General features: G+C 54.9%; 14 protein-coding genes. 2 read left to right on the top strand and 12 right to left on the bottom strand.

The genetic code is table 11. The features are described from left to right. Nucleotides 1-11: 11 nt before the first annotated feature. A complete protein-coding gene (locus GM556_RS02320; protein ID WP_155572915.1) occupies nt 12-1,388 on the bottom strand; it encodes a class II 3-deoxy-7-phosphoheptulonate synthase in 1,377 nt (458 codons plus the stop codon). Nucleotides 1,389-1,628: 240 nt separating this feature from the next. On the opposite strand from GM556_RS02320, the gene GM556_RS02315 reads away from it, so the two are divergent. Next, a complete protein-coding gene (locus GM556_RS02315; protein ID WP_230873249.1) occupies nt 1,629-2,066 on the top strand; it encodes a hypothetical protein in 438 nt (145 codons plus the stop codon). A 29-nt stretch (nt 2,067-2,095) separates the two neighbouring features. On the opposite strand, the gene GM556_RS02310 is transcribed toward GM556_RS02315, so the two are convergent. Genes GM556_RS02310 through GM556_RS02300 form a run of 3 tightly spaced genes read right to left on the bottom strand, consistent with a single transcriptional unit; the run spans nt 2,096 to nt 6,556 of the window. Further along, nucleotides 2,096-4,198 (bottom strand): FUSC family protein, encoded by a 2,103-nt coding sequence (locus GM556_RS02310; protein ID WP_155579157.1) that lies wholly within the window; start codon nt 4,196-4,198, stop codon nt 2,096-2,098. Nucleotides 4,199-4,224: 26 nt separating this feature from the next. After that, on the bottom strand, nt 4,225-5,616 hold the full coding sequence (gene gorA, locus GM556_RS02305; RefSeq protein ID WP_155579156.1) for a glutathione-disulfide reductase: 1,392 nt from the start codon (nt 5,614-5,616) through the stop codon (nt 4,225-4,227). A 46-nt stretch (nt 5,617-5,662) separates the two neighbouring features. Continuing rightward, on the bottom strand, nt 5,663-6,556 hold the full coding sequence (locus GM556_RS02300; protein ID WP_155572912.1) for a ferredoxin--NADP reductase: 894 nt from the start codon (nt 6,554-6,556) through the stop codon (nt 5,663-5,665). Nucleotides 6,557-6,749: 193 nt separating this feature from the next. Between GM556_RS02300 and GM556_RS02295 the strand changes: the two genes are divergently transcribed. Then, nucleotides 6,750-9,173, top strand: a complete 2,424-nt coding sequence (locus GM556_RS02295; RefSeq protein WP_155579155.1) for a helicase-related protein — start codon at nt 6,750-6,752, stop codon at nt 9,171-9,173. 133 nt (nt 9,174-9,306) lie between these two features. Here the strand turns inward: GM556_RS02295 and GM556_RS02290 are convergent, their stop codons facing one another. The 8 genes from GM556_RS02290 to argS form a co-directional block, all read right to left on the bottom strand. Then, nucleotides 9,307-10,413 carry a hypothetical protein gene (locus GM556_RS02290; RefSeq protein ID WP_155572910.1) on the bottom strand — a complete coding sequence of 369 codons (1,107 nt, stop codon included), beginning with the start codon at nt 10,411-10,413 and terminating at the stop codon, nt 9,307-9,309. Between the two features lie 145 nt (nt 10,414-10,558). Further along, the gene (serS, locus tag GM556_RS02285) at nt 10,559-11,824 is read right to left on the bottom strand and encodes a serine--tRNA ligase (protein WP_155572909.1); all 1,266 of its coding nucleotides are present in this window, start codon (nt 11,822-11,824) and stop codon (nt 10,559-10,561) included. 29 nt (nt 11,825-11,853) lie between these two features. Beyond that, nucleotides 11,854-12,627, bottom strand: a complete 774-nt coding sequence (gene tatC / locus GM556_RS02280; RefSeq protein WP_230873269.1) for a twin-arginine translocase subunit TatC — start codon at nt 12,625-12,627, stop codon at nt 11,854-11,856. A gap of 92 nt (nt 12,628-12,719) precedes the next feature. Next, nucleotides 12,720-13,328 carry a Sec-independent protein translocase protein TatB gene (gene tatB / locus GM556_RS02275; protein WP_155579154.1) on the bottom strand — a complete coding sequence of 203 codons (609 nt, stop codon included), beginning with the start codon at nt 13,326-13,328 and terminating at the stop codon, nt 12,720-12,722. Between the two features lie 15 nt (nt 13,329-13,343). Next, nucleotides 13,344-13,982, bottom strand: coding sequence for an SMC-Scp complex subunit ScpB (gene scpB / locus GM556_RS02270; RefSeq protein ID WP_155579153.1), 639 nt, complete (start codon nt 13,980-13,982; stop codon nt 13,344-13,346). Beyond that, on the bottom strand, nt 13,975-14,736 hold the full coding sequence (locus GM556_RS02265; RefSeq protein ID WP_370513571.1) for a ScpA family protein: 762 nt from the start codon (nt 14,734-14,736) through the stop codon (nt 13,975-13,977). Before GM556_RS02265 ends, scpB begins: the two co-directional genes overlap by 8 nt. 18 nt (nt 14,737-14,754) lie before the next feature. Continuing rightward, entirely contained in the window at nt 14,755-15,759 is a 1,005-nt protein-coding gene (locus GM556_RS02260) for an SPOR domain-containing protein (protein WP_155579152.1), read from the bottom strand. Between the two features lie 3 nt (nt 15,760-15,762). Next, nucleotides 15,763-17,574 carry an arginine--tRNA ligase gene (argS, locus tag GM556_RS02255; protein ID WP_155579151.1) on the bottom strand — a complete coding sequence of 604 codons (1,812 nt, stop codon included), beginning with the start codon at nt 17,572-17,574 and terminating at the stop codon, nt 15,763-15,765. Nucleotides 17,575-17,624: the final 50 nt, after the last annotated feature.

Here is a 17,624-nt window from a genome sequence, read left to right as displayed (position 1 = left end):
GGCCGTTCTGCTCACCCTTTTGCAAAGATACGCGCCATCCGCTCGGAGAGCTGGAAGGCAATCTCCAAAGATTGCTCCGCATTCAACCGTGGGTCACAGAATGTTTTATAGCATGTTGGCAAGTCAGCATCGGTCAAACCGCGCGGGCCGCCGGTGCATTCTGTCACGTTATAGCCTGTCATCTCCAGATGAATCCCGCCAGGGATACGCCCTGCTTGCTCAAACACATCCATAAAGCCGGTAATCTCCCCCAATACATGCTCAAACGCACGCGTTTTATACTTATTGGAGGATGTCGTGGTGTTACCATGCATCGGGTCGCACACCCATGTCACACGGCGGCCTGTTTGGGAAACAGCCTCCAATAAAGGCGGCAGAAGCTCCCGCACCTTTTGATGCCCCATACGGGAAATCAAGGTAATGCGACCGGCCTCATCCTCTGGGTTGAGAATATCTAAGAGTTTTTTCAAATCCTCCACTGTGGTGGTCGGCCCGACCTTGATCCCAATCGGGTTATCCACCCCACGGAGGAACTCCACATGCGCGCCATCAGGCTGTCGCGTGCGATCCCCAATCCAAAGGAAATGAGCCGAGAGGCCATAATGCCGCCCGGTCGTCTCATCAATACGTGTCAAAGCTTGCTCATAAGGCAGCAGCAATGCCTCATGAGAGGTAAAGAACTCCACCTCATCATATTGAGGGGCATTATCATCCACACCACAGGCCTTCATAAAAGCAAGGCTGCCTTCAATCTGGCTGGCAAGCTGCGCGTAACGCTCCCCTTGGGGGGATTGCTGCACATAATCCAACATCCAGCGATGCACATCATGCAGATTAGCAAAACCGCCATGGGAGAAAGCCCGCAATAGATTCAACACACCAGCGGCTTGAAAATACCCCATCTCCATCCGGGCGGGGTCTGCTTTACGCGCTTCAGCGGTGAAGTCCGGACTATTGACGTTATCCCCGCGATAGCATGGCAGCTCCACCCCATCGCGTGTCTCGATATCAGAAGAGCGCGGCTTCGCATATTGCCCGGCCATGCGTCCGATTTTCACCACAGGCACTTTGGCTGAAAAAGTCAGCACGGCAGCCATTTGCAGCAGAACGCGGAAGGTATCGCGAATAATATCGCCGGTGAACTCCCCAAAACTCTCCGCACATGGGCCGCCTTGCAAGACAAAGGCCTCCCCGCGTGAAGCCGCTGCTAACCGCGCTTTGAGCCTGCGCGCTTCCTCCCCAAAAACGAGTGGTGGATAGCGATGCAGCCGCGCCTCAACCTCGGCAAGAGCGTTCTGGTCCTCATAATGCGGGGCTTGGCGGATGGGCCGCGTGCGCCAACTCTCGGGAGACCATGAAGCTTTGCTCTGCCTATCTGACTGCTGCATCTTACTCTCCTACAACATGGGGAACGGGGCGGATTTACCATACCTTTTAGGGCATGATCAGGCTGTTGGCACCTTGTTTTATGGCTGAAATACGTTGCAAATGGTAGAGTTTGCAGCAAATTAATCGGCTATCTTCACGCAGATCTGCCATCTTTCTCTCTGAAAAAACTTGATTATTACGCCCCATATAGCGAGTATAATGCCCTAGAAGTAGCTTTACCACGCAGGACGTAATCACATATGGCTTCGCGCTTTTCTTTCCCCCTCATGCGGCTGACAACACTCGCAGCCTTGGGGCTTGCCACCTCTCTTAGCTCTCACGCTGTTGCGCAGAGCGTCCATTTTAGCACCCCTTATCAGGACGACTCCTCCAGCAAAGTTAGCAGCAAAAAATCGACACAAAAAACCACAGCACCTACCACCCATGGTGGTGAGCATTTCCACGCTACAGGCCATCGTCCCCCACCGCCGGGTTATCAGGATGTACCCTCCACAGAATTTGAAAATGGGCCAGACCCGGACCACGAAGCCCATCTGCGCTCTAACCGAGATGCTGTCACAGGGAGCAACCTTGGGCATTTCGGTAGCGCGTATCAAGATAGCAACCCCATCCAAGGCGGCAAAATGGGCGATGCAACAGGCAATGGCTGGGTTGCCCCGCGTGGCAACGGCTTTTAATCGCCCTGTGCCTCTCTAAAAGCAGGGCGTTACCCCCGGTTACGCCCGCGTGCGAGTAGGAACTCATATTCTTTACGGAAGAAGTTTCTACTCGCCATATATTCAAAATGAATAATCCGCAACGAGCCAATCCCCACGGCTAGATCATGCCGTGTTGTACTTGTACTGTGGCTTTGCTGGTATTTTTCTATTAGAAACTGTTGTTCCTCTAAAAAAGCTTTACTGGTAGAGCGCGGAAGATGGCCGCCTGCTTCTGTCAGATGGATAATATCTTTCACCATCTGCTCACCTGTTTGTAGCGCATTTTCGGGCAATCGCTTTTGCAACGCCAAATCCCGCAAGGTGATGAGATGCCGTCCTACCGTCATCACCGCCAATGTCCCACGGACCATACTATTCACGTCATGCTGGGGTAATTTCCCTGCAAAACGTATGACCTGCTCCATGCGTTGTGTGGTTTGGCTTGTCCAGTCATTTTGAGCTTTCTTACGACCTTGCAAAGGCTGTTTTAGCTGACGAATCTCCTCCACCAGCTGGCGGCGTAACTGCGCCCATGCTTGCTTAGTGGAAAATGGCATTACCGTTTTAAAAATCTGCACCCCACTGCATAACGCCAAAAGCAAAGCAAGGGATTGGTTAAACCACTCTACCTCATTAATGCGCGCCTGATTATCCAACCCCAATACCCAAGGGAAGAAATTAACATAAGAGGCTGCAATACCAATCGTTGGAGGATAGCGTAAAGCCACCCCGCCCAGAAACATAAACACCGCAAAAGGAAGAGAAAATACCAGGTAATTAGAGGTCAGCGGCATTACAAAAAAGACGGGAATAATACTGGCCAATACCGCCCATACCGCTCCGTAAAAGAAGGATTTACTCACTAGGATCATATTATCCATAATGGAGAAACGGGCGCAAACCACAGCCAATAGGCTTAAATAAGCCCACCCGTAGGACCATGCGGTTACTTCCCATATTAATGCACCTAAAATCATAGCCACTGCAGCACGCACCGCATTGGTAAAGGCCAACCTCCCATCCGCAATACGGTGAATATGATGCCGCACCAAGACATGCCGCTTCCGCTTCTGTAACCCTACAAATTGGGATTCCACAGCCGAGCGGAAATCCACCAACATGGCTTCCACCCCCACCCCGGCGATGCTTTGCTGGATGGAATCATCATCATTCAGCGGCAGGCAACGTTCTAATTCCTCCCGATTCTCCTGCAACATAACATCCAACCGCCCCAACCCCGCGACCACTTGGAGAATGTCTTTTTTCAATAAATTGGAGAGGTCATCCATTTCCTCAGCAACACGCTCCAGCCCCTTGGCTAAACGCTCTGGAATATGCGAGGCAGAAGCAAGGCGGGAGCTCAGCCCCACCCCACGCGCAAGAACAAGAGCTACACGCTCTAACGTGACATAAGCGCGGTCCGCATCTTCCCCTGCTAAGCGGGAATCAATACGGATAAACTCTAACTGGTCATTAAAACTTTGAAGTGAGCCAAGCAACCGCGTCAGCCTCTTAATCCCCTCATCATCACGTCGTAAAACATGCCCTAATGCGATGGCTGTTTGGCTCAACAACTCTGCAATACGCTTTTGCAATTCCGCCTGTGCCGCACGGTCCGCCCCCGGTACAGCAATCATTCCCGCGACCATCTCACAAACAACGCCGAGTAAAATATAAGAGCCGCGCGCCATGGCGATATAGAACACATGATCCGGCTGCTCGGCTGAGGCAAGGGCGATAATGGCCCCCGTATAGCCAGCGAGAACCATCGCATAACCACGGAAGTTATCCAGCAAACAGGCAATACCCGTACACCAGCCAACCCATCCTGCTAAAAGTAAGAAGAAAATCCATGGATGTTGCGGGGCAATGGCGATGAGGCCAATCCCCCCCACCATCCCCAGCATGGTCCCAGCAATACGCCACCGCCCTTTAGAGAGACTCATCCCGCGAGAATTCTGGGCGACAATCCACACCGTCATAGCCGCCCATTGCGGCCCGCCCATCTCCATCTTCAAAGCGATGGCAAGAGCGACTAAGCAGGCGATGGTTGTTCTAAGGGAGAAGAAAACGGCACTCAGAGTTGTGGGCTGTAACTTGGGCCAACTCATGCCTATCTCACCCCTTTAATAAAGCCTTATTGCTTATCCACCATACGGGTTGGGGTTCTCATCGTCACGAACTCCTCTGCAGTGCTAGGATGCAAAGCAATCGTTTGGTCCAACTGCTTCTTCGTCAGCTTTGCCGTTACAGCAATAGCCAGCATTTGGATAATCTCTGGCGCATCAGGCCCGACCATATGCGCGCCCAACACAATGTCGCTCTGGCGGTCCACCACCAGCTTCATCAACACCTTCCCGGCCCGTTTCGGCAATGTTTGGCGCATGGGGGTGAAGGTGGATGTATAAATAGCGAGGTCATGCTTTTGGGCCGCTTCCTCCTCACTCAGCCCCACAACCCCTATAGGGGAGGAGAAGAACACCGCCTTAGGTAGCGTCTCAAACGACCATGTGCGCCCTTGCGGGTTAAAAAGCTGCTCGGCCAACATATGGCCTTCTGCAATCGCCGTGGGGGTCAGGTTATATTCATCACGAATATCCCCAATCGCATAGATAGAAGGGATATTCGTCCGCCCATCAATCCCAGCGACAACATGGCCCTTCTCCATCACTACGCCAACAGAATCAAGGCCTAGCTTATCAATAGCGGCCCGGCGACCCGTTGCCATAATGACAGCATCAACCTCATAAGCTGTGCCATCATCCAACACAAGGCGAACAGCTTTACCACCGCCAACATCCTCTAACCGCACGGGGCTCGTGCCGGGATGTTGCGTAATGCCATATAGGTCTATCAACTCTTTTAGATGAACGCGGACCTCACCATCAAAGCCGCGCAAGGGCAACGTCTGACGGTAGAATAAATCCACCTGAGAGCCCATACCGACTAAGATACCAGCAAACTCCACCCCAATATACCCGCTGCCAATAATCGCAACCCTTTGGGGCCGCTCCGGGAGGTGAAATAGCTCATCAGAGGTAATGGCCAGCTCTGCACCGGGAATGTCCAACCGTATTGGGGTCGAGCCTGTGGCGAGAACAATCTTCTTAGCCCGCACGCGCTGTACCGGGGCATCCGGTGCAAGGACAGAAGGGCCAATCTCGATCGTATGAGCATCAATCAGACGGGCATCCCCCGTATAAAGGGTGATGCCTGCTTTCTCCAACATAGAGATGTAAATACCATTTAGGCGTTCAATCTCACGGTCTTTCGCGGCAAGGAAGCTATACCAATCGAATATTTCAGGCCGTTGGACATCCCAACCAAAAGCTGGGGCATCCTCAATCATACGGCCTGTCTCTGCAGCATAGACCATCAGTTTTTTGGGGACACAACCGAGATTGACACAGGTCCCACCCCAATGACGACGTTCGGCAATGCCCACGCGGGCCCCGTTCTGCGCGGCAATACGCGCACAACGCACCCCACCTGAGCCAGCACCAATGACAAAGAGATCCAATTCCTGCATAGCGTGCCTTCCTCCCCGCAAAGACTCCTGCCTTTACAGCGCGGCTTTACCGCTCTGCAAACGCTTTCTCGACCACATAAGAGCCTTGGCGGCTCATATTACCTTCCTCAAAACCGCGCTCTTCCAGCAGTTTTTGTGTATCTGCAAGCATCTCTGGAGAGCCACAAATCATCACACGATCATGCTCTGGGTCTAGCTCATCAATATTCAGGTCACGGAAGATGCGGCCATTATTGATCAATGCCGTGATACGCTCCTGCACGGGAAACTCCTCACGCGTCACAGCGGGATAATATTTCAGCTTCGCAGCAACATCTTCACCAAGGAACTCATGCTTTGGCAGGATATTGGTGATGTAATCCCGGTAGGCCAACTCCCCACGCTCACGCACTGTATGGGTGAGGATGACATTCTCATAGCGATCATATGCATCAGGGTCTTTAATCAAGCTCATGAAAGGAGCAAGACCCGTCCCGGTGGAGAGGAAATATAGATTCCGCCCCGGTTTGAGATTATCGAGCAACAAAGTGCCAACTGGCTTACGGCCAATCAATACCGTATCACCAACCTTTACATGGCGCAGGCGGGAAGTGAGTGGGCCATTCTCCACCGCAATGGAGAGGAACTCCATCTGATCCTCATAATTCGCAGAGGCAAGGGAGTAAGCACGCAATAACGGCTTGCCCTCTACCTCAATCCCAATCATCGCAAATTGCCCGTTGGAGAAGCGCAAACCGGGGTCGCGAGTCGTGGTGAAGCTGAAGAGCCGGTTTGTCCAATGATGCACTTGCTTCACCGTGGCCGGATAAAGATGGCCATATTCTTGCGTTGGGACAGCAAGGCGATATTGGCCCTCATACCCTTCAAAAGGGACGAGGCCCGTCAATGGCTCAGCAATAACAGGGGTCGGAGCTGATTCAGCAGGATAAGGTGTGCTCATGAATCCGTCTTTCTCTCCAAAATGACGCTAGGTCACAATCTTTTATCTCAAGGGGGTGATACTAGCGAGAGGCCATCATTACCACCCATCATGCCCCGTACCATGCCTATCTTTTCCTCTTTTGTCATCACAAACACAGTCATACCCGCCTTTTTGCTTGACTTCCCTACCCACCACTCCCGAAAACACCCCTATGACAGATGCTTCCTCCTATGATTCCGCCAATACAACGCCTCTCTCCCCTGCGGAGTTCGCCTTAACACAGGCTGAAGAAGCCTTTGGCACGCATCTTGCCATCACCCCGCGTGAACGTGCCGCTTTGCTCCGGCAAGTGGCGCGCCGTTTAGGGGCTGATAAAACCAGCATTAATGAAGCCGAGCTCCTCCACGCGCTCTGCCAAGTCCGCCGCCGTGGTTGGGCTAACAGCATGATGAACCATGCTCATCGCAGCGGGGCGGTTTGGGTACGTAAAGCTGATGTCCTCCTCGCAGCGGAACGGATTCACGACCCCCTCATTGATGAGGAAGGCCAAGCCGCCGTGCTGGAAAGCCTCTTGGAGGAACGCTGGCGGGATATGGCCGATACCCCCTTGCGCGTCCTTGATGATGTGCGTGCCGACCTAGCCGATGCGGGAACGTACCTCTCTGGTGCGCAAATTGAGCGTCTCTCCCACAGCATTGCCCGTGCCTTTGGTGGGGTTGATCTCGGCTTTGAAGATGAGCTGATCCTTGAGGAAGAACGCCGCGCACGCGAGCAAGAGGACATCCGCGCCAAAGCCGAGGCCCGCCGCGCACGCGAGCTACAGAAAATTAAAGACTGGGAAGCCACACTTGTCGGGTTTGAGAAACTCCCCGCCCTTCTGCATTGCTCCCGCCGCGAAGCCCTACGTTGGATTGCAGAACAGCGCATCCCCATCGCCAAACGCGACCAACAGCCAGACGGGTTGGAGATTTTCTATTTTGACCCAGCCGAGCTTAAAAAATGCCGCCCGCTCCTCAATAGCTGGCGACGTGGGACAAGCCAAAAACGCGATGAAGAGTATGATGATAGCCCCCAAGCCCGCAAAGGCAATGCAGCTATCGCGCGTGTAGCGGCATTAGACCGCTTTGCAGCGCATTTCCGCACGGCACGCGCGCTTAATCGCCGCATCACGCTTGTGACAGGGCCGACCAACTCCGGCAAATCTCATACAGCGTTAGAGGCCCTCGCCCAAGCAGAAAGTGGGCTGGCCCTCGCCCCGCTGCGCCTCTTAGCCCATGAGTTCCGCGAGGCTATGCTAAGCCGCGGCGTGCCTGCCTCCCTCACCACGGGGGAGGAGCGCATCATCGACCCCACCGCTCGCCATCTTGCCGCTACCGTGGAGATGTGCCCATTTAACAACCCTGTTGATGTGGCCATCATTGATGAAGCCCAAATGCTCAGCGACCCTGACCGAGGTGCGGCATGGACAGCGGCCATTATGGGGGTGCCTGCCCGCCATGTGTTCATCTTAGGCGCGGCAGATTGCATCCCCCTCGTCAAACGCATTGCCGAACTCTGTAATGACCCCGTTGATGAGATCCATCTAGAGCGTAAAAGCCCGCTACGCCCTGCGGGCACACTTGCCTTAACGGACCTCCGCGCAGGGGATGCCCTCATCGCTTTCTCTCGCCGGGATGTGCTAGACCTCCGCGCCGAGCTAATGGCCCATAACCGCCGGGTAGCCGTTATTTACGGGGCGTTGAGCCCAGAGGTCCGCCGGGCCGAGGCAGCACGCTTTAACCGTGGTGAAGCGGACATCCTCATCGCGACTGATGCGATTGGCATGGGGCTTAATCTCTCCATTCGCCGGGTGGTATTCAGCACGCTGCGCAAATATGATGGGCGGCAAACGCGCAATCTCGTCTCTCAAGAGGTCAAGCAAATTGGCGGGCGCGCGGGCCGTTTTGGTAAACATGAGGAAGGCTTGGTCTGCGTGCTAGAAGGGGCGGGCCGTCCCAGCTTCATCCGCCATATGCTCGAAGCCCCACCAGAGCCTATGCTAGAGCTACGCCCCCTTGTGCAGCCCGATGCTGACATTGTGCAAGCCGTTGCTCAAGAGATGGAATCAGACAGCCTCTATGGTGTGCTAACCCGCATTAAACGGGCTGTTTTACGCCCTGATGACCCCAATTACCGCCTTGCGGATATGGAGCAAGCGTTAGAGATTGCCGCAGCCTTGGAGGGGGTAGATGGGTTAGACCTCTCCACCCGCTGGACCTACGCCATGTGTCCTATCAACACACGCGATAACGGCATCCCCCGCCTTGTGGAATGGGCGGCCCTCCATGCGCGCGGGCAATCCATCTTCCCCCCCGGCACGGGCCGCCTTCCCCAAGCCTCTACCGCCGGGCGTGAAGAATTAGAACGCGCTGAAAAACGCCATCGCCGCCTTGTGACATGGCGGTGGCTGGCAATGCGCTTCCCCGATAATTACCCAGAGCTCATCGTGGCGGAACGAAATGCCGCTATCTTAGATGAATGGATTGAGCATGTCCTCCGCACTCAAAGCCGGATGCGCGAGACCTCCCGCCGCCATCAGGGCCGCCCGGGGCGAGCATCACCCAAAACCCCATGCAGGAGAACGCGGCCATCATAAAGCCTCCCATGGTAAGAAAAGCAACTTAAGCTCTAAAAAACCACATCACAAACGCAAAACGCATTAGCCCCACAAAAAAGGGCGTGCCCAAATGTAGAACACGCCCTTTTTGCGACAACGCTAAACCCTCACCTTACCGGCTCGGAATAGTGACCATCGCCCCCTTGGACGTTGCTGTCTCAGCAATCGCATGGATGAATTGCAGCATGGAGAAAGCAAGCTTACTGGCAAGGTCGCTCTTTGCAATCCAGTACCAAGAACCTTCATACTCCACAGCTGTATAAGCGACATCATCACCCGGGCGCGCTGCGCTACAATGGATGAGAATCGCTGGTTGCGGCTCATTAGGACCACGCACAACAGAGGGAGCTGTAATGCCCTTCTCTACCATTTTTTTGGGCACTTCCATCGTACTGGCCACGTCCTCCCAAATGGACAACATGGAACGCGTCACCATTGCCACCTGGCCGGGATGGTCCGCCGTACGGCCATAAATAACCTCAGCTTGATCGCTGCCTGCGGGGAGTTGCAAAGCTTGGCGCACTTGGTTCTGCAACTCCGTAATCTCTGGAGAACTGCTCTTAGGTAAGAGAATAAAGGTCCGCTCTGGCTGGGCTGGCTGTGTCTTTGTTGCGGGTGTAGGGGCAACGCTACGGATACTCAACGCATTACCAGCCTGCAATTTACGCAACGCGCGCAGTAAATACGTAAAGCGGATGGAGGCTTCTTTACCCTCCGTCCCTGCAATCGTGCTAGTTGTATTGCTCGCCGGGCCGATAGATTGCATCGTCATTTGCAATAATGTATCCACCGGCAACCCGCTGGAAATCAACGGAAGAAGCGTCTGTGGCGAAATCGGCCGCAAAATATTCACCGAGAATTGCACACCAGAAACAGGCTGATACGTCACAGTCGGGCTATCACTATAGGAATAGCCTAAAGAGCCACCCAGCGACCCACCTGCCCCTTGAATCCACGGCGTACCGCTAATATTCGCGCTAGAACTCGTCTCAGCTGTGTAAGCCGAGATGATTTGTGTCGTCTCAATCAAGGTCGGCGACAGAGAATAACGAAGCTGCACAATGTTAAAGAGCATCTCCTGATTCTGCTGTCGGCTCATTTCCCTTTCATAATCCAAGCGGTCCCGCCGCATATTATGCGGACCGACTGAAGACGCGCAGGACGTAAGAGCAAGCGCACTAACCGCCAACACACGCCCCATAGAACGAAGCAAGGTCATACTTTATCCCGAAAATATAACACTGAGGATATACCACCCCCGGTGCATCAAAAATTATGATGCTGTTAACTTATCACAGCCCCTTATAAGCCTACCAGCAAAAAGAGGAACAAAAACAAGGGGTCGCACACGTCACCTGCATAGGTTACGAACGAATAACATCAATACCCCCCATATAAGGGCGCAAGGCCTCCGGCACGATGATGCTGCCACCCTCCTGCTGATACACTTCCATCAGGGCAATCATCACGCGCCCCACCGCAAGACCGGAGCCATTTAGTGTATGCACAAAAGCAATCGTCTTCTCCTTACGCAAACGGGCATTCATCCGCCGCGCTTGGAAGTCCCGCGTATTGGAGCAAGAGGAGACCTCCCGCCATGCTTGCTGCCCCGGCAACCATGCCTCTAGGTCATATGTTTTAGCCGCCCCAAAGCCTGTATCACCCGCACAAAGCAACACACGGCGGAAGGGCAGGCCCAGCCGCTCCAACACGGTCTCGGCTGCACGGGTCATGCGCTCATGCTCTGCCTCACTCTCCTCTGGTGCGACAATGGAGACAAGCTCGCATTTCGTAAATTGATGTTGGCGCAACATACCCCGCACATCCCGCCCCGCAGAGCCAGCCTCAGAGCGGAAGCAGGTGGAGAGGGTTGTCATGCGCCGTGGCAAACTCTCCGCCGTGAGAATCTCCCCCATAACTGAGGCTGTCAGCGGCACTTCCCCCGTAGGGATGAGCCAACGATCATCATCTGTATGGAACGAATCTTCCGCAAATTTGGGTAATTTATCCGTGCCATACATAGCCGCTTCATTCACCAAAAGCGGTACAGTGACCTCCTCATAACCAAACTCCCCCGTATGCACATCGAGCATAAACTGCCCTAAGGCCCGCTCTAGCCGCGCTAGGGCTCCACGCAACATCACAAACCGCGAGCCTGCAATCTTACCCGCCGCGGTAAAATCCATCAGCCCCAAAGCTTCACCAAGCTCAAAATGTTGTTTGGCCTCAAACGCAAAGGACGGCACCTCCCCACGTTGATGCACCACGACATTATCGCTCTCATCCTTGCCATCAGGCACGGAAGCATCAAGCTGGTTTGGCAAGCGTTGGAGGACACCATCAATGCGCGCTTGGATTTCGCTCGCACGGGCCTCTAACTCAGCAATCTGTTCCCGCAATGCCGCACCGCGGGCCTCGATGGCGGTTGTATCCTCCCCTGCCCGTTTGGCTTGGCCAATCTCTTTTGCCAAGCCTTTCCTTTGCCCTTGGGCCTCCTGCAATGCAGCTAAAGCCGCCCGGCGTTGTTCATCCTCTTTCACCAAACTCTCCGCCACAGCAGGGAGGTTACGCCGTGCCAAAGCGGCATCGAAAGCAGCAGGATCAGCGCGTAGGGCTTTAAGGTCGTGCATAAGGTCAGATACTCCGTATAAGCTCTTAATTATGGGAGGGTGGATGAGGTCTCATCGTCATCATCAGCGGTGATAGGCTTAGGCTCTACCAAGCGAGCGGTTAGGATAGAGACCTCATACAACCCTACAAGCGGGATAGCGAGGCCCAGCATCGTAATTGCATCCGGCGGGGCCAATACCGCTGCAACCGCAAAAGCCGCCACATACGCATAACGGCGAACACGCCTTAGCTGCCCCGTCCCCACAAGCCCGGCCCGGACAAGGAGGGTTAATATCACGGGGAGCTCAAAGCAAATCCCAAAGGCCATAATCATCTTGGTGACAAGATTAAGATATTCCGAGACACGCGCTTGCAGCTCTATGCCCATCTGATTCGCCCCCCCTAATTGTTGGAAGGAGAGGAAGAACTTCCACGCAAAGGGGAAGACGAGGTAATAGGCCAACGCCCCCCCTGCGACAAACAACACCGGTGTGGCAATCAAAAAGGGCGCGAAGGCCTTTTTCTCATTCTTATACAAACCCGGTGCGATGAATATCCATGCCTGGATAGCAATCATCGGGAAGGAGAGGAAGAAAGCCCCAAAAACCGCTACACGCACATAGGTAAAAAAAGCCTCATAAAGGGCTGTATAAATCAAATGCGGTTGCTCACCCTTCTGCCGCATAATGCTCGCTAAAGGGGCGGCCAGAAAGCGGTAAATCTCACCCGAGAAGTGATAACATAGCAAAAACGCCACTACAAAAGTCGCTAAAGACCAAATTAACCGTCGCCGAAGCTCCATCAAATGCTCCAGCAACGGCATAGGTTTATCCTCTACAGCCCCATTATCCTGCACTTCTGCTGTGGGGAGGGGTTGGGAGGTCGGCTCATTTATTTTAGAGGGGTCATGCTGGGTCATGAGGTCGCTGTCTCCCTCGTTTTATGAGGCTGTGATGGCGCAAGAATGGTCGTGCGTTTACCATGATGCAAAGCAATTTCAGGCGGCAAGAAAGCAGGACGATGCCAATAACGTGCTTCTTCAATCAAGCGTAGAGCCGTCGTCGGGGGGAGGAGTGCGGGCGCGCGCTCCAACGCTGCGGCTTGCTCTTGCATACGGGCATTATGCGGCTGGGGGTTTGTATAAGAACGCGGCTGTCCTAACTCCTCACTCCCCGGTGCAGGCGGCGGAGGCGGGGGTGGTGGAGGGGGCGGCGGTGCCATAGGCATCCCCTCCTGAGGGCTACCTCCCATTTGCCTTTCTAATGTGCGGTCAGGGTCAATCGCCTTGCGTAACTGCTCGCGTGGGCTAAATTGCCTAATCTCTCGTAATTGATCTCGTGCTTCACTGAGATCGGCCTCTTTAACCATCTCATCAATATGATGCTGAAACTCCGCCCCCATCTTCCGAATGGCTTTAAGCGTCTTAGAGAGCGTCCGCATCGCCACGGGGAGGTCTTTAGGGCCAATACAGACGAGTGCTACAATCACCAATAAGGCAATTTCCGTCCAGCTCAGGTCAAACATCGTCCCATCTCCCCCTTATGAAGGCCGAATGGTTTCTTCTAGCTCACTTCCCCCCTCATCGGAAGGCGGCTCAAAGAGCAATTCTTCCCGTCTGGGGAGGTCATTAAGGCTCGCAAGGCCAAAAATCCGTAAAAATTGTGGCGTTGTCCCCCAAAGAACAGGCCGCCCCGGCACCTCTTTACGCCCTTTAGGGGTTATCAATCCCTCCTCAAGCAATGTATCAAGAATACTTTGCCCAAGCCGTACCCCGCGTATTGTCTCAATCTCCACCCGCGTGCAAGGCTGATGATACGCCACAATCGCCAAAGCCTCCAACGTGCCTTGGCTCAACCGCCTTGGTCGCTCAATCACCCGCGCAAGGGCGGGGCCAAACATAGCGCGTGTCCGTAATTGCCAACCACCAGATACCGCCTGAAGCTCCACCGCATGGCCTTTATAACGCTGGGCCAGCCCATCAAGAACAGCACCGGGATTATCTGCCTGTTCCTCTAACCCTTGCTCCCGCAATATCGCCACAATAGCACTAGCAGAAACCGGCCCCGCATTGGCAAATAGCAGAGCCTCTACAAAGCTAACTGCCATTGCGGCTCTATCATGCTCCACCATGTCCGGCGGAATCTCCAGCATGGTTGACGGCATCTCACGCTCACTCATGCCCGCTCTCCTCTCTCTGCCGCCATTCTATGACGCCAAACGCATTTTCCTGCCGTAACTCCACCTGCCCCCCACGGGCCATCTCCAACCCAGCCATCAAAGCCCCAGCGAGGGCGGCGCGCTGGCTAAGGGGGCCGCCTTCTGTTAGCTCTGGCAAAACAGACGCCAAAGATTGCCACCCGGCCACATGCGCCCGCCCTAAAAGCCGTGCGAGTGCAGAGCGCGCTTGCTGGATGCTCCAATACCGCGCCACGCGTGGAGAATAAGAGCGTTTGCGCCCGCTCCGCCGCCGCGCAGCAAGATAAGCCAGAACCAAAGCCGGCATATCCCCCTTGAGCGGGGCCATCTCAATACGCGTATGATTTTCCGGCTCTGGTCGGGCAAACACATCACGCCCTAAGCGCGGTTGCTCCTCCAACCATGCCGCAGCACGGTGCATCTGTTCTAGGTCAATCAACCGCTCATGCAACTGCCCAGCGGCATCTTCCGCCTCATCATCCTGCGTAGCAGATGGCAGCAAAAGGCGAGATTTTAACCATGCGAGCCACGCCGCCATGACCAACCAATCCGCCGCTATCTCCAACCGTAACGCCTCCGCCCCACGGCGGGCGCGCTCTACAACATCCAGATATTGCTCTGTGAGTTGCAGAATGGAGATTTTCTGGAGGTCCACCTTCTGAGAGCGCGCAAGGTCTAAAAGGAGGTCCAACGGCCCCTCAAACCCCTCCAACACCAAATGCAATGCGTCACTCACAAGCGATAGGCCATTGCGTTAGTTTGTCACCACAGCACAAGCCTGCGCTTGCGCATGCAGCTTCACACAGAATTGCCGCGCCGCTGCCCGGTCAGCAAAGCCTCCCACCCGCAAACGGATGAAGTGCTTACCATCGCGCTCCACCGTCCGCAAAATAGGCTCACGCCCGCCTAAAAGGTCTGGCAAGCGGTTACGCAGATGCGCCCATTCCTGCCGAGCTTGCGCCTCATTTTGTAAAGCAGCAAGCTGTACTTCATATAATGTCGCAGAGGCCGGGGCTGGTGCTTCGGCCTGCGCCGCCTTGGCCTCTTTCCCCTGCCCTGCTGCATTATCGGGTATAGCCGGTGGCAAGGGAGCAACTTTTGCCGGGGGAGGAAGCTCCCCTTCCTGAACGGCTGAGGTTTGCGCTGCTGGAGCTTTCACAGCCTCTTGCTTCGCTTCAGTCTTTGTTTCCCCATCCATAGGGGAAGCCCCTGCATTATCTGCCCCAGACGGCGGCTTCGTTTCCGACAGTGACGAGGCTTCACCCTCTTTATGAGCGGTAGCGTCAGAGGCCGCTACTTTCTCCTCCCCATTGGTTGCAGGCTGGTCCAACCGTCCCGCAAGCAAGCCCGCATCAGGCTGTTCTGGCGGGGGGGCTAAATGCACCGCACCGCGACCGGTAACGTCACTTTTGGTTGTATCATCCCCCATAATCATCATACCGCCGGGGTCAGCGGGGCGATCCTTCACAGCATAGGGCGGCGGGCCAATCACAGGCACACCAGCGGGATGACTGCCCACAACCCAATTCCACACCCCGCCAATCACAAGCAGCAAGACCGCTCCCGCAAGGGCAAGAATCATCAAACCACGCGTGCCGAATTGACCTGTTAGAAATGATGAGACAAACCCCGCACGACCCGCTGCATCGCCACCACGCACGTTGCGCTCTCTGCGCGGCGGCCGCTGCGCCCCACCAGCTAAGCGTTCGCGCCCTTGTGGGAGTGTATCATCCTCATACTCATCATCCGGCCTAGCCATGGCTTAGCGTAGCTCCTCTACCGCCTCAACACCTAGAAGCCCTAGCCCGATGCGCAATGTCGCCGCAATGGCCGCAACAAGGGCCAAGCGTGCCTTGCTTGCCTCTGGGGCATCATCTTGAATAAAGCGCAAGCTCGTCTCCTCACGCCCGCGATTCCAAAGCGCATGGAAGTCCGCCGCAAGGTCAATGCAATAGGTTGCAATACGGTGCGGCTCCCGCGCGAGAGCAGCGGCCTCGATCTGGCGGGGCAATTCTGCAATGCGGCGTAAGACGGCTAATTCCTCATCCGCTGTAAGGGAAGATAAATCCTGCCCTGCAAGGGCGGCCTCTGTCATAGCCTCCGCCCCGTAACGCTCCTCCCCCAACCGTAGAACAGACCGACAACGTGCATGAGCGTAATTGACGTAAAAGACCGGGTTATCCCGCGTCTGCGCAACAACGGCATTGAGGTCGAATTCCATCTGCGCATCGGCTTTACGGGTCAGCATGGTAAAGCGCACGGCATCCTTGCCGACTTCATCAATCAAATCCCGCAAGGTCACAAAGGTGCCAGCCCGTTTGGACATACGCACTGGCTCGCCATCTTTTACGACACGCACAATCTGGCACATCACGACTTCAAAAGCCGTCTTACCCTCCGTCAACGCCGTAATGGCTGCACGCATCCGCGAGACATAGCCGCCATGGTCAGCCCCCAATACGTCAATCAAAAGGTCCGAACGGGATGCTTTATCAGCATGATAGCCGACATCATTGGCAAAATATGTGTTCGACCCATCAGACTTCCGCAAGGCGCGGTCTTGGTCATCCCCAAACTCTGTCGAGCGGAAAAGCGTCTGAGGGCGCGCCTCCCAATCCTCGAGCTTCTTACCCTTTGGGGGCTCTAACACGCCTTCATAAAGCAGGCCGCGCGCTTCCAACTGAGCGATGGCCGCATCCACCTTCCCGCTCTTTAAAATCTCTGCCTCACTGCTAAAGATTTCATGCTGAATCCCTAAAGCTGCGAGGTCCTCTTTAATCATCCCCATCATCTGGGCGAGAGCTTCCGCCCGCACAGTCTCAAACCACGCATTCTCTGGGGCAACACCCCCATCAGCCCCGGCAAGGGCACGGCCATGTTTTTTGGCCAAAGCCTGCCCCACAGCGATGAGATAATCACCTTGATATTGCAGACCACTCGGGGCCAAAGCCCCAAACTCATCAGCCGGAATCTCCGTACCAATAGCCTGAAGATACCGCCAATAAGCCGCCCATGTTAGCGCAATAACTTGCGCCCCAGCATCATTAACGTAATATTCCCGCGTGACGTTAAAACCCGCTGCTGCTAGCAGGTTCGCTAGTGCATCCCCCACCACAGCCCCACGGCAATGGCCAACATGCATCGGCCCGGTCGGATTAGCCGAAACATACTCCACATTCGCACGTTTCCCCGCCCCTAAGCGGGACTGCCCATAAGCCGCCCCGCGCTTGAGAACAGCTTTTGCGACATCATGAAACAAAGCAGGCTTTAAGGTCATATTCACAAAGCCAGGGCCTGCCATCTCTACATAGGCGATGTCAGGCAAAGCCTCTAGCTGCGCGACAAGCTCTTTAGCAATCTCAAAAGGTTTCCGCTTAGCTGGCTTTGCTGCCAAAAGGGCCGCATTCGTTGCCATATCCCCATGGGACGCATCACGCGGAGGAGTGACCTCCACACGGGCAGCAACATCATCTGGCAGGTCAGGCAATACGGTCTTGAGAGCCGCAACGACCTTCTCGCGCATGACGGAAAAAAGACAATCTGGAGATGATGCTGTCGGGGCAAGAGCTGCCATAATCTATATTATTCCCTTTAAAACCTGCCAAAGCCCTTCTTACGGCTTGG

This window comes from Bombella sp. ESL0378 (genome assembly GCF_009725845.1).
Classification (GTDB): domain Bacteria; phylum Pseudomonadota; class Alphaproteobacteria; order Acetobacterales; family Acetobacteraceae; genus Bombella; species Bombella pollinis.
The sequence above is the reverse complement of the archived record's forward strand: the minus strand, read 5'-3'. Positions and strand labels throughout refer to the sequence as shown.

Excerpts from the sequence above, each read along its gene's own strand:
- GM556_RS02320 (WP_155572915.1), bottom strand. The coding sequence starts at position 1,388 with ATGCAGCAGTCAGATAGGCAGAGCAAAGCTTCATGGTCTCCCGAGAGT.
- GM556_RS02315 (WP_230873249.1), top strand. The coding sequence starts at position 1,629 with ATGGCTTCGCGCTTTTCTTTCCCCCTCATGCGGCTGACAACACTCGCA.
- GM556_RS02310 (WP_155579157.1), bottom strand. The coding sequence starts at position 4,198 with ATGAGTTGGCCCAAGTTACAGCCCACAACTCTGAGTGCCGTTTTCTTC.
- gorA (WP_155579156.1), bottom strand. The coding sequence starts at position 5,616 with ATGCAGGAATTGGATCTCTTTGTCATTGGTGCTGGCTCAGGTGGGGTG.
- GM556_RS02300 (WP_155572912.1), bottom strand. The coding sequence starts at position 6,556 with ATGAGCACACCTTATCCTGCTGAATCAGCTCCGACCCCTGTTATTGCT.
- GM556_RS02295 (WP_155579155.1), top strand. The coding sequence starts at position 6,750 with ATGACAGATGCTTCCTCCTATGATTCCGCCAATACAACGCCTCTCTCC.
- GM556_RS02290 (WP_155572910.1), bottom strand. The coding sequence starts at position 10,413 with ATGACCTTGCTTCGTTCTATGGGGCGTGTGTTGGCGGTTAGTGCGCTT.
- serS (WP_155572909.1), bottom strand. The coding sequence starts at position 11,824 with ATGCACGACCTTAAAGCCCTACGCGCTGATCCTGCTGCTTTCGATGCC.
- tatC (WP_230873269.1), bottom strand. The coding sequence starts at position 12,627 with ATGCCGTTGCTGGAGCATTTGATGGAGCTTCGGCGACGGTTAATTTGG.
- tatB (WP_155579154.1), bottom strand. The coding sequence starts at position 13,328 with ATGTTTGACCTGAGCTGGACGGAAATTGCCTTATTGGTGATTGTAGCA.
- scpB (WP_155579153.1), bottom strand. The coding sequence starts at position 13,982 with ATGAGTGAGCGTGAGATGCCGTCAACCATGCTGGAGATTCCGCCGGAC.
- GM556_RS02260 (WP_155579152.1), bottom strand. The coding sequence starts at position 15,759 with ATGGCTAGGCCGGATGATGAGTATGAGGATGATACACTCCCACAAGGG.
- argS (WP_155579151.1), bottom strand. The coding sequence starts at position 17,574 with ATGGCAGCTCTTGCCCCGACAGCATCATCTCCAGATTGTCTTTTTTCC.